Origin of the sequence: Pantoea sp. Cy-640 (assembly GCF_011752635.1) — a bacterium.
Lineage (GTDB): Bacteria > Pseudomonadota > Gammaproteobacteria > Enterobacterales > Enterobacteriaceae > Pantoea > Pantoea dispersa.
In genome coordinates this window covers 426352-439123 of the sequence record NZ_VWXB01000002.1, presented here as the reverse complement: position 1 = coordinate 439123, position 12772 = coordinate 426352, and the positions used below count along the sequence as shown (strand labels likewise).

General features: G+C 58.4%; 9 protein-coding genes. 5 read left to right on the top strand and 4 right to left on the bottom strand.

Annotation, left to right across the window (positions count from 1 at the left end; all coding sequences use genetic code 11):
• Positions 1 to 3: 3 nt before the first annotated feature.
• Both F3J36_RS07510 and F3J36_RS07505 read right to left on the bottom strand, forming a co-directional pair.
• Positions 4 to 825, bottom strand: coding sequence for an alpha/beta fold hydrolase (locus F3J36_RS07510; protein ID WP_166719354.1), 822 nt, complete (start codon positions 823 to 825; stop codon positions 4 to 6).
• On the bottom strand, positions 822 to 1970 hold the full coding sequence (locus tag F3J36_RS07505; protein ID WP_058758938.1) for an FAD-dependent monooxygenase: 1149 nt from the start codon (positions 1968 to 1970) through the stop codon (positions 822 to 824). Before F3J36_RS07505 ends, F3J36_RS07510 begins: the two co-directional genes overlap by 4 nt.
• A 322-nt stretch (positions 1971 to 2292) precedes the next feature.
• On the opposite strand from F3J36_RS07505, the gene F3J36_RS07500 reads away from it, so the two are divergent.
• From F3J36_RS07500 to F3J36_RS07485, 4 genes are all read left to right on the top strand, one after another.
• Positions 2293 to 3345, top strand: a complete 1053-nt coding sequence (locus F3J36_RS07500) for a 2,5-dihydroxypyridine 5,6-dioxygenase (RefSeq protein ID WP_166719353.1) — start codon at positions 2293 to 2295, stop codon at positions 3343 to 3345.
• Positions 3346 to 3423: 78 nt separating this feature from the next.
• On the top strand, positions 3424 to 3885 hold the full coding sequence (locus tag F3J36_RS07495; RefSeq protein ID WP_021508807.1) for a MarR family winged helix-turn-helix transcriptional regulator: 462 nt from the start codon (positions 3424 to 3426) through the stop codon (positions 3883 to 3885).
• A gap of 43 nt (positions 3886 to 3928) precedes the next feature.
• Positions 3929 to 4456: a (2Fe-2S)-binding protein gene (locus F3J36_RS07490; RefSeq protein ID WP_370586261.1), complete on the top strand. Its 528-nt coding sequence runs from the start codon at positions 3929 to 3931 to the stop codon at positions 4454 to 4456.
• Positions 4453 to 8025: a molybdopterin cofactor-binding domain-containing protein gene (locus F3J36_RS07485; protein WP_166719352.1), complete on the top strand. Its 3573-nt coding sequence runs from the start codon at positions 4453 to 4455 to the stop codon at positions 8023 to 8025. Before F3J36_RS07490 ends, F3J36_RS07485 begins: the two co-directional genes overlap by 4 nt.
• 21 nt (positions 8026 to 8046) lie before the next feature.
• On the opposite strand, the gene F3J36_RS07480 is transcribed toward F3J36_RS07485, so the two are convergent.
• Entirely contained in the window at positions 8047 to 8631 is a 585-nt protein-coding gene (locus F3J36_RS07480) for an NTP transferase domain-containing protein (protein WP_166719351.1), read from the bottom strand.
• A 53-nt stretch (positions 8632 to 8684) separates the two neighbouring features.
• Positions 8685 to 10061 (bottom strand): aldehyde dehydrogenase family protein, encoded by a 1377-nt coding sequence (locus F3J36_RS07475; protein ID WP_166719350.1) that lies wholly within the window; start codon positions 10059 to 10061, stop codon positions 8685 to 8687.
• A 480-nt stretch (positions 10062 to 10541) separates the two neighbouring features.
• Here F3J36_RS07475 and F3J36_RS07470 point away from each other — a divergent pair, with 480 nt between their 5' ends.
• Complete coding sequence (locus F3J36_RS07470; RefSeq protein ID WP_021508802.1) at positions 10542 to 11471, top strand: RepB family plasmid replication initiator protein; 930 nt, start codon at positions 10542 to 10544, stop codon at positions 11469 to 11471.
• Positions 11472 to 12772: the final 1301 nt, after the last annotated feature.

Genomic DNA, 12772 nt, shown 5'->3' with positions numbered 1-12772 from the left:
GCGTCATGGCTGCGTCTCCGGAGTCAGTGAGGGGCCAAGGAAGGTGCCAAAGGCATTAAAGAAGCCGTGAAAATCATCCCACGGGATCATGTGACCGGCGCCGGCTACCCGGCTGATCTCAATGGTCGGCAGCAGCTCGCGGATTTCGGCTTCATCTTCCGCCTGAATGACGCCGCCCTTGCCTGCCACCATCAGCAGAGTTTTTGCCGGCAGCTGAGGGAAATATTGATGGATATCCAGCTGGTGAAAATCGTCATAGGCGCGACGGATGGCCGGCGTATAGCAGGTGTGCAGCCACTCGGCGCGCAGCTGGCGCTGGTCATCGCTCCAGGCCGGGCAGTATTGCTTCATGGTTTCAGCATCCATGCCGCGCTGCGCGTCGCGAATGGAATCTTCATACCACGGCCACTGCCCCGGATAGAGACGCCGGCCCGGCCCGGAAACTGGCGGATCGATCAGCGACAGCGACAGCACGCCGGCTGGCTGTTTCACCGCCGCACGCATGATGAAGCGCGCGCCCATCGAATGGCCAACCAGGTGATAGCGCGTCAGCCCCAGCGCATCCGCGAAGGCGTTGATGTCATCGGCGCAGCTCTCCATGCCGTAATCCAGCCCTTCACCGCTGCTGGAGAGCCCGCGACCGCGCACGTCCAGTACCCAGGTATCAAAATGCTGCGCAAAAACTTCCGCCACAAAACCCCAGGTGATTGCCGGGCTGGTGATACCCGGTACGAGGATCAGCGCGGGCCCGCTGCCGCCGTAGCGCAGATAGTGCTGGCGAATGCCGTTGGCCTGTACCTGACCGCCGTGCATAAAACGGCTCATGAGGTCACCTCGCTTTTCAGCGGCGCGGCAAACACATCGTAGCCGTACACCCAGGCCGGATCTTCCTGGGTGCGCAGGAAAGTATTGGCGTTAGAGACGGCCTGCACGCGCGACGCACGTTCTTTGCGGTTGGCTTCATACAGGCGGAACGCGGTGCGGTAATCATCAAGACCGGTTTCTGTCAGGCAGCGCGACAGCATGGCGGCATCTTCGATGGCCATCGCAGCGCCCTGCGCCATGTGCGGTTTCATCGGATGGCAGGCATCACCCAGCAGCACAATGCGCCCTTCGCTCCATACCGGCAGCGGCTGGCGGTTGAGCAGCGGCCATTTGGTGACCGATTCGCTGCACTCGATCAGCGCCTGTACCACCGGATGATAGTGACCAAAGGTTTCCAGCATCTCCTGCTGACTACTGTCAACGAAGCTGCCTTTGATATCCCACGCCGGGTGCGGCACACCGGAGACGTAATAATATTCGTCGCGCGCTTTGGTGGTGTAATAGACCATCAGATGACGATCTTCAGACCACCACTTCACGCAATCTTCAAAGCTGAGGTTGTATTTGCGCAGTTGTTCGCCGCGGATCAGCGCACGGTGCGCCACCCAGCCGCTGTAAGTGGGCGCTTCCACACCCAGCAGATGCTCACGCAGTTTTGAGTTGATACCATCCGCACCAATCACGATATCCGCGCGCGCTTCGCTGCCATCCTGAAAACGCAGCACCACATCGCTGCCGCTGTCTTCGACGCTGCTCAGGCACTTGCCGAACTGGACGCTGCCCGGCTGCAGACTGGTCATCTGCATGGCCTGCAAATCGCCCCGGTGCACCGTGACATAAGCCGCACCGTACTCTTTGCGCGCATAAGCGCCCAGCGGAATGCGTGACAAATACTCCCCGGTCTCGCCGTCGCGGCTGAACCAGAAATCGGGATGCGAAGCCAGATCCTCCAGCTGCTGTTCGATGCCCATGCGGCGAAACACCTTGAGCACGTTCGGCCCCATGTGGATGCCGGCACCCAGACGGGAGAAAGCCGGGCTTTGTTCATAAACCGTGACATGAAATCCCGCTTTCTGTAACAGCGAGCCGGCGGCAAGCCCGCCCAGCCCGGCGCCGATCACCGCGATGCGTTTCATATTGCTCATATTTTCCTCTCACACTGACGCTGATTTGAAGGTATGCACGCGGATAAACGATCAAACCCGACGCTGAGTTTATAGTGCATACGCTTTAATTATTGAGGTTATGACACTGTTAAAAGCAACCGTATTTACAGTGAAAACTCGATAACATGATGTTAATCACAGCCTGATGATAAGGTTAAATAGGCTTTTCTTATGTCAAAAAGAAATGCTTGCACTGTTCTTCGCAACACGTCTATAACAAACACATAAAGCGTGTTCGCTATAAATAGCTGAAGTTTTGCGCAGCAAATTGTCTGACATCTAACCCTGAGAGGAAACCGCTATGGCAGTAAATCAGAGCCAGTTAGGCCAGATGTTCGAGCAGGTTTTACGGCTGTCGAAAGTCGACGCCAGCCAGAGTGTCGCCATCCTGAAAAGTCACTATTCCGATGCACGCACCGTGCAGGCCGCCACTGATGCTGCACTACGATTGGGCGCGAAGGTGTATTGCGTTGAGCTGCCGGCCTTCAATCACCCGACGGCGATGGGTAACGACATGACCGCCTACTGTGGTGATACCGCGCTTACCGGCAACATTGCCGCACAGCGCGCGCTGGAAGCGGCGGACCTGATCGTCGATACCATGATGCTGCTGCATTCGCCGGAGCAGGAGCAAATCCTGAAAACCGGGACGCGAATTTTGCTGGCCGTCGAGCCGCCGGAAGTGTTGGCACGAATGTTGCCCACTGAAGAGGACAAGTCGCGCGTGCTGGCCGCGGCGGCGGTGCTGGAAAAAGCGCGCATGATGACGGTGAAGTCACCGGCCGGCAGTGATTTTCGCGCCCCGCTCGGCCAGTACCCCACGGTAACGGAATATGGCTACGCGGATGAGCCGGGCCGCTGGGATCACTGGCCGAGCGGCTTCCTGTTCACCTGGCCGAATGAAGATCAGGCTGAAGGCGTGCTGGTGCTGGACGTCGGCGACATCCTGCTGCCGTTTAAATCTTACGCGCGTGAACGTATTACGCTGGAGATTGAGCAGGGCTTTGTCACCCACATCCACGGCGGCTTTGAGGCTGAGTATCTGCGCGATTACATGCGCTACTTCAACGATCCGGAAGTGTACGGTATTTCCCACATCGGCTGGGGGCTGCAGCCGCGCGCACAGTGGACGGCGATGGGGTTACACGACAAAAACGACGGCATGTGTATGGACGCGCGCGCCTTTTACGGCAACTTCCTGTTTTCGACCGGACCGAACACCGAAGTGGGCGGCAAGCGCAAAACGCCGTGCCATATGGACATTGCTCTGCGCCGCTGCGACATCAAAGTGGACGATTTGCTGGTGGTGGCGGAAGGTGAAGTGGTGGCACCGGAGGCCTCACGCGCGCGTTAATCGTGCGCAGGGAACGGCTGTCAGCGCAGTGACAATGCATTACACTGCCTGACAGTTTCCGGGAAAAAGGATAAAGGCATGTCGCACCAGCAGGATCCGCGCGCAGACCAGCGCTATGACTATACCGAGCAGGTTGGCCATCTGTTGCGCAAGGTGTATCAACGCCATGCGGCGATTTTTCAGCAACACGTCGGTGATTCACAGATAACCGCCGTGCAATTTATTACCCTCTGTGCGCTGCGCGATCGCGGTCCGAGCGCACAGAACGATTTAGTGCGCTATACCGCCGTCGATCAGGCCACCATTCGCGGTGTGGTTGAGCGTCTTAAGGCGCGCGATCTGGTCAGTCTGGGTCCCGATCCCACCGACAAACGCAAAGTGATTGTCATGCTGACCGACGCAGGCCACCGCCTGATTGACAGCACGACAGACAACGCGATGCGCATCACCGAAATGACTTACGGGCAGCTGAATCCGGCCGAACGGGTCGCGCTGATTTATCTGCTGAAAAAAATGCTGGACGATACGAGCCAGCCCTAACCCGGGGCGCTTAGCCGCCTCGCTAAGGCGGTTAATAATGAAAATGCTGGCACATCAGACTGCCACACCGGTTTCACCTGCATCCACGTGCCATTACGCCCTTGAGGTGAACGGTGCGACTCACCCCATCAGCAGCTATCGCGATACCTCGCTGCTGCTGGTGCTGCGTAATCAACTCCAGCTTAACGGACCCAAATATGGCTGCGGCCTGGGCGAATGCGGCGCCTGCACCGTGCTGATCGATGGTGTTGCCGCGCGCGCCTGCGTGATCCCGGCGTATGGCGTGCGTCAGCGCGCTATCACCACGCTGGAAGGCCTGGGCAACCGCGACGCACTGCACCCGGTGCAGCAGGCGTTTATTGAGGCGCAGGCCGCACAATGCGGTTACTGCCTTAACGGCATGATCATGACCACTGCCGCGCTGCTGCGCGCTCAGCCCTGCCCTGATGACCGGCAGATACGTGCGGCGCTAAGCGGTAACCTGTGCCGCTGTGGCACCCATCAGGAGATCCTGTGCGCGGTGAAGCGCGCCATTACCTTATGCCTGCAGCAGGCGGAGGCGGCATCATGAGTGCGGCTAACGTCCCCACGCAGCAGCAGTTGCTGGCAGCCAGCGACGTCCTTTTGATTGTCGATGAGATTCAGCCGCCGCCAGGGCTGGTACCCAAAGGCCAGACGCCGACGCTGAAAGCCAAAGAGCGGGCACTGTTTCTGGCTATTGACGGTTCCGGCCGCGTCTGGGCCTTCAATGGCCATGTCGATCTCGGCACCGGGGTGAAAACCGCGCTGACGCAAATCGTCGCCGAAGAACTCAATTTGCGCATGGATCAGGTGCAAATGGTGCTGGGCGATACGCTGCGCGTGCCCAACCAGGGTGCCACCATCGCCAGCGCCACCTTGCAAATTTCTGCCGTACCACTGCGTAAAGCGGCTGCAACGGCGCGCCAGTGGCTGTTAAAACAGGCCGCCGCGCGCTGGCAGCTGCCGGTGGAGAGCATCACGCTGGACGGCGGTTTCCTGCAGCACCCCAGCGGGGTGCAATTGTCATTTGCCGAACTGGTGCAGCAGCAGCGCAGCATCGTGCCGATTGATCATCAGGTAACACTCAAGCCCGCCAGTGAATATCGCTTAGTTGGTACCAGCTCAGCGCGGGTGGATATTCCCGCCAAAGCCACCGGCGAACTGACGTGGGTGCATGACCTGCGCGTGCCCGGTATGCTGCACGGCCGGGTCATTCGTCCACCGTATGCGGGCTATGACACCGGCAGCTTTGTCGGCACCTCATTGCTCAGCATTGACGAAAGTTCGATCGCGCATCTCGAAGGCATCGTGAAAGTGGTGCAGATCGCGGATTTTGTCGGCGTGGTGGCCGAGCGCGAGGAGCAGGCCATCGCCGCGATGGACGCATTACAGGTGCGCTGGAAGCCGTGGGAACACAGCCTGCCGGACCTGCGCGATATCGAACAGGCTATTCGTGATAATCCCCGCACCTCGCGCGTGGTCCATGACAGCGGTGAAGTGGATGCCGCGCTGGCGAATGTCGCGCAGCGTTTTACCCGCAGCTATGTCTGGCCCTATCAGCTGCATGCGTCGATTGGCCCTTCCTGCGCGGTGGCCGACTATCAGCCTGATTCGCTGCAGGTGTGGAGCGGCACGCAGAACCCGCACCTGCTGCGCGCCGATCTGGCATGGCTGCTGGAGAGGCCGGAAGAGACCATTGAAGTGAACCGCATGGAAGCCGCCGGTTGCTACGGTCGCAACTGCGCCGATGACGTGGCCGCCGATGCGGCGCTGCTGTCACGCGCGGTGGGCCAGCCGGTGCGGGTACAGCTGACGCGCGCCCAGGAGCACGTCTGGGAACCGAAAGGCACTGCACAGCTGATGGAGGTGGACGGCGGGCTGGACGCGCAGGGCAATCCACAGGTGTATGATTTCACTACATCTTATCCGTCCAACGGCGCACCCACCCTTGCGCTGCTGCTGACCGGCCGCGTCGATCCGGTGACGCTGGCGTATGAAATGGGCGATCGCACCTCCATTCCACCTTACGATTTTCCCCATCTGCGCGTCACCATTGAGGACATGGCGCCGATTGTACGCGCCTCGTGGATGCGCGGCGTTTCAGCCCTGCCCAACACCTTTGCCCATGAATCCTATATGGATGAGCTGGCCCACGCGGCAGGCGTCGATCCGGTGGAGTACCGGCTGCGCTACATTCAGGACGATCGCGCCGCCGAGCTAATGCGCTCCACCGCTGCGCGCGCAGACTGGACGCCGCGCACCGCCATTCAGCAGACCGCCAGCGAACCCGGCATTTTGCGCGGGCGCGGTTTTGCCTACGCACGCTATATTCACAGCAAATTTCCCGGCTTCGGTGCCGCCTGGGCTGCCTGGGTCGCGGATGTCGCGATTGATAAGCAGAGCGGCGAGATCGCCGTTACGCGCATCACCGTGGGCCATGATGCCGGCATGATGATCAACCCGGAAGGGGTAAAGCATCAAATTCACGGCAATGTCATTCAGTCCACCAGCCGGGTGCTCAAAGAACAGGTGACGATTGAAAGCAACCTGATCGCCAGCCAGGAATGGGGCAGCTACCCGATCCTGACGTTTCCGGAAGTGCCGGATATCGACGTGATGATGGTGCCGCGCCCGCACGAACCGCCGCTGGGCGCGGGGGAATCCGCGTCGGTGCCCAGCGCCGCGGCCATCGCTAACGCGGTGTTTGATGCCACCGGTATCCGTTTTCGCGAATGGCCCATTACCGCTGACAAACTGCGTCAGGCGCTGAACGGCCCCGATCCGCAGCCGGAGCCACAGCTGGCCGCACCGGCCCAAACCGCCCGCCGCCGCAGCCGCAGCCGAAAATGGGCGCTGGGTGGCGTAACAGGATTGCTCGGCCTCGCCGCTGGCGTGGCGATTAACGCGCTGCCGTGGCGCGCACCGATTGCGCCCGTGACACCCCCGGCCGCCGGAAGCTGGTCGGCAGAGATGCTGGAACGCGGTCGTCAGGTGGCCGCCGCCGGTGACTGCGCGGTATGCCATACCACGGAAGGGGGCGCGACCAATGCCGGCGGCCTGAAGATGGAGACGCCGTTTGGCACGCTCTACACCACCAACATCACGCCGGATAAACAGACCGGCATCGGTAGCTGGTCATTTAACGCCTTCGATCGCGCCATGCGCGAGGGCATCAGCCGCGACGGCCATCACCTCTATCCGGCGTTTCCCTACACCAGCTTTCGCCAGCTGAGCGAAGGCGATATGCAGGCGCTGTACGCCTGGCTGATGTCGCAGCCGGCGGTACAGCAGGCACCGCCAGAGAACCAGATGCGCTTTCCCTATAACCTGCGTTTCCTGATGGCGGGCTGGAACGCGCTCTACCTCGGACGCGGCGAATACCAACCTGACCCCCGTAAAAGCGCCGAATGGAATCGCGGTGCCTATCTGGTGAACGGAGCCGGACACTGCGGTGCCTGCCACTCGCCGCGTAATCTGCTGGGCGCGGAAAAACGCGGGGACAATTTCCTCGCCGGTGGCTGGGTCGACGGCTGGGAAGCGCCCGCGCTCAATCAGCTGAATAAAGCCCCGCAGCCCTGGACGGCGCAGTCGCTGTATAACTACCTGCGCAGTGGTTACGATGCGCAGCACGGCGTTGCCGCCGGACCAATGGCACCGGTGGTAAGCCATCTCGCCACCCTGCCGGAAGCCGACGTGCGCGCCATGGCCAGCTATCTGGCAGACATTAATGGTCAGGCAGCGCGCCCTGTCGCTGTGCCGGCGGCAAAACCGGCATGGAACACTGCCGCGGGGGAACGGCTGTTTAAAGGCGCCTGTCAGGCCTGCCACAGCGCCAGCGAGGGCGGACCGCAGTTGTTTGGCGTCAGCCCATCGATGGCTAACAGCAGCAGCATAACCAGCGCGACGCCGGATAATCTGTTACAGGTGGTGCTGCACGGTATCGACAAACCGGCAACCGCTGCGCTCGGTTATATGCCCGGCTTTGCCGCCAGCTTGTCGGATAAGCAGGTTGCGGATATTGCCGCCTGGCTGCGCCAGCGCTACGCACCTGACCAACCGGCGTGGCAGAATCTGAGCGAAAAAGTGGCGCAGGTGCGCGCTAATCCCGGCAGCCACTGACCCAGTCAGGCGTGCTGCCGGTCAGCGGCTTGCATCGGATCGCGGCAGATCCGCGTCGCGGATCGTGCCCTGATGGGCCGGCAGAGTGATGAGAATAGCCGGGTCAAGCAGCGCGCGGGCACCGCTGTCGCCCTGCAGTTGAGCGAGCGCCGCGCCATAGTGCGCGGCAAATCCCACCGGGTGGCCCGGCTGATTTTGCCAGCTGAGCCGTACCTGCGGCGCACCGTTGCGCAGCGTCTGCGCCACACATTGATGATCCTCCGCCCTCACCCACGCCATATCACCCGGTACGATCAGCCAGCCATGCCAGTGGGCAGTGGCCCGCACGCCAGCGGCAATGCTTTCACCGCTGCCGGCGCTGGCAATAGTGCAGGTCGCGACGCCGCACTGCTGTGCCAGCTGTTGAATGGCACCATCTTCCGGCCGGATAATGAGGAGAAGCGGCAAACCGCTGCGCTGCGCCTGCTGCAGCGTCAGCTTCAGCAGCGGCTGAGGCACGCCATTATCGTCAGGATACGGCGCCAGCAGTTTATGCCCGGTCCCGCCGGCCTGACGAAAGCGGCTGCCGAGACCGGCAGCAAGGATAAGAATGCCTGGCGTCTGCATACAAGGATTGCTTCCGAAAGTTGGGGCGCACAGTATGGCGCGCCCCGGCCGGGTTAGCGACGGTTTTTCCACACCGTCTGAATATTACAGAACTCGTGGACGCCGAAGCTGGAGAGTTCGCGGCCATAACCACTCTTTTTCACGCCACCAATTGCGACGCGCGGATCTGAGGCGCCGTTGCCGTTGATAAACACCGCGCCGGTTTCCAGCTGCTCTGCCAGTTCCTGCGCCAGCGCTTGATTGCCGCTCCACACGGTAGCGCTCAGGCCAAACTCGCTGTCATTCGCCAGCTGCAGTGCATGTTGCGCATCGCGCGCAACGGTGATCGCCGCCACTGGCCCGAAGATCTCCTGACGAAAAGCGGTCATCGCGGGCGTGACGTCGGCAAGAATGGTTGGCGCATAATAGTTGCCGACTCCCTCGATCTTGTGGCCGCCCAGCACCAGACGTGCACCCTGCTGCAGGGTTTCCTGCACCTGATGATCCAGTTCATCACGCAGATCGTAGCGTGCCATCGGACCGATATAAGTCTCTTCCTGCAGCGGATCGCCCACTTTCAGTGCCTGCACGGCTGCGCTGAAACGCGCCTCAAACGCCTCTGCGATGCTCTCTTCAATGATGAAGCGTTTGGCTGCCATACACACCTGCCCGCTGTTCTGGTAGCGCCCTGTGACCGCTGAGGCCACTGCCGCATCCAGATCGGCATCCGCCAGAACGATAAAAGGATCGGCACCGCCTAACTCCAGCACGGTTTTTTTCAGTACCGCACCGGCCTGAGCGGCGATAGCCCCACCCGCGCGCACGCTTCCGGTCACGGCGATAGCCGCGACGCGCGGATCTTTAATGGCAGCAGAGACACCGTCGTTATCAACGTTGATTACATTGAATGCGCCGCGCGGCAAATCGGTCGCAGCAAACAGTTCCTGCATCAGCCGGGCGCAGCCCATGACGCTCGGAGCGTGTTTCAGCAGGTAGGTGTTGCCCGCCAGCAGCATGCTGACCGCGCCGCGCAGGACCTGCCAGTAAGGAAAATTCCACGGCATCACCGCCAGGATCACACCGAGTGGACGAAACGATTGCCAGGCCTGCTGGTTTTCCACCAGCGTGGGCTGATCGGCCAGCATTGCCGGTCCGTGTTCAGCATACCAGTCACACAGGCTGGCGCATTTCAGGACTTCGGCACGCGCCTGCGCAATGGGTTTACCCATTTCCAGCGTAGCGAGCGTAGCCAGTTGCTCCTGACGCTGGCGCAGCTGCTCACCCAGCTGACGCAGTACCTTCACGCGCTGTGTCATCTCCGTGTTACGCCACTGCGCAAAGGCGCTGGCGCTTTGCTGTAAAGCCGTTTCCAGCTCTGCTGCATTCTGCAGGGGATAAGTGGCAATGATTTCGCCGCTGGTTGGATTACGTGAAATAACGTGATCAGTCATAAGATGCCTTCGTCAGATAATCGGGTTGATCAGAGTGAGATCTACCTTACGCCAGCCATCAGGTGATGAAAAATGAATAGATGAGAGCAAGTTGTTCACCTGAAATGAATTGAGAGGCAGCGCAGGCCTGAAGATTTTCATTTTCCACCCTCACAGGGTGATTTAAAGACGTAAGCGAATATTCTGCAGGTTACGCTTATCAGCATCAGTCGCCTCAACGGGTTATCCACTTATACAGTGATTAGATCTTAAAGAAAGATCATAAAGAGATCTAAAAGAGATCCTAAGAGATCCCCGATCGCGGCAGGCCGCACCCGACAAGGGCTGAGAAGGTGATCGTGTTCACTATAATCAGTAAAGTATCCACTATAGTCAGTACTTTATTCACTATAGACAGTAGAATGTTCACTATAAACAGTGTTAATGTTCACTGTAATCAGATACCGATCCTTTTCATCCACAGAATGAAGATCTCAGGCTATGGCAGATAAAGAGAGTGAAAACAAGGCGTTACTTGAACCTTTTCTGTCGGTGACGAAAAACAGTGGTGAAGTTATTCAGCTTCATCCCAATAAAAATAACACCGTACAACCGGTCGCACTGATGCGCCTGGGTCTGTTTGTTCCTACCCTGAAGTCAACGGCGCGCGGAAAATCCGGCGCAATGGCTTCAACCGATGCCACCAAAGAGCTCAAAAACCTGTCGCTGGTGAAAGCGGAAGGCTATGAAAAGATTACCATCACCGGCGCACGGCTGGATATGGATAATGATTTCAAAACCTGGGCCGGCATCATTCAGTCTTTCTCGCGTTATCCGTCGAAGGGCGACACCGTCACGCTGCCGTTTATTGATTTCGTCAAGATGTGCGGTATTCCCTCGGCCAACTCGTCCGCGGCGCTGCGTAAGCGTCTTGACGCCTCGCTGCGACGTATCGCAACCAATACCCTGTCGTTTGAGGGGAATGGTAAAGCCTACCACACGCACCTGGTGCAGTCGGCTTACTACGATCGTGAGAAAGATCTGGTGCGTATTCAGGCCGATCCTAAGCTGTTTGAGCTGTATAATTTCGACCACAAGGTGCTGCTGCAGCTGCGTGCTATCTCGCGCCTCAAGCGTAAGGAGTCGGCGCAGGCGCTGTATACCTACCTGGAAAGCCTGCCCACTAATCCGGCGCCTATCTCCCTGGCGCGCTTACGCATGCGTCTTAATCTCGGCTCAAAAACCACCACGCAAAACCATGTGGTGCGGCGCGCCATGGAGCAACTGAAAGAGATTGGCTATCTGGATTACTCCGAAGTGAAACGGGGCCGTTCGGTATTTTTCATCATCCACAGCCGGACACCCAAACTCGATGGTATCAGCAATCTGGAAAGTATCGATTCGCTGGAAGACCTCGATTTCGAAGACTGACTTCACCCATTCACTGTAATCAGTTCACCCTCTTTCCGCAGTGTCATTAAGCCTAAAAGTGACACTGCCGCTTTCCTCTCATTCACTGTAATCAGCACAACCTGATCTGTTCACTGTAATTGGTAGCATTCACTGTAATCAGTGGTCGCTGCCGGTATCGCCTGTTCCGTAAAAACCCTCAAACCTTCCTTTTCATACATAACAGCGCTTTTATTGATAGTGGGTACTTACCAGGTGGGTTGACAGACATCTCGTTTACGCTTTCAGAGACCGTCTGACTGATTACAGTGAATGTCTGGTCTGCCGGGCGATTCTGCTGACCACAGTGAACACGTAAGCCTACGAGCTCACTGATTACAGTGAACGCTTTATCGTATCTGACTGAAAATTAAAGTTAATAATCGATATACTGCAATACATTCACTGTATTCAGTAATTGTGCTGTAAAAGTAACCAGTAAAAGTGACAGGGTTGGTCACTATCACTGATTACAGTGAATCGTGGGAGGGATTACCGATTATAGTGAACGTCATTTCATGACGAAACGGCCCTCTGGGTCGTCTGACTTTTACTGATTGCAGTGAACGTTCTCAACACTCCCCTACCCTCACCGCAGGCACTGGCCTGCAAGGGAAGGAAAGCCAGCTACTGACTACAGTGAACGTTATCGGCCTGAGGCGTAGCGGGCATGCTCTGATTACAGTGAACGTGTGCGTCAGGTACTGCTGCTTCAAAGCGCAGCGCGCGCGAACCCGGCTGCTGATTACAGTGAATGTTGTTAGCTGAGTGCCCTTCCCTGTGCCGCACGACCCTCCCTCGACCTGGCGCGATAAAGATGATCGGGTTTACTGATTACAGTGAATGCTCAGTCAGGCAGGTCAGCAATTCAGCTTTAAACACGCTTTTCCTTTTACTGACTACAGTGAATGCGCCGCAGCGATTAGGTTATGAATATCTGATAACGGTCACATTACTGATTACAGTGAACATTGACGAAAAGGCGTTCATAGTTTACTGACTACAGTGAATGCCGCTGGCATCGACGCCGCAGTTTACTGATTACAGTGAATCTTATACCTGCATCAATCGATGCGCTGGCAGATTGCCGCCAGTAAGGCGGCCTTGAACATGACACTGCACGGCGCTCGCCGCGACGCTACCCAATCATCCTGCAGGCGATGCTCGCCAGACCACAATCGCAAACCGCGTAATGCTCATCGTGTGCAGCTTCTCCCCTTCTCACTGGCCGGCAGGCCCCCCTCACACCGTGCTATGCAGGCAGTCACAGAGGGAAGAATGTA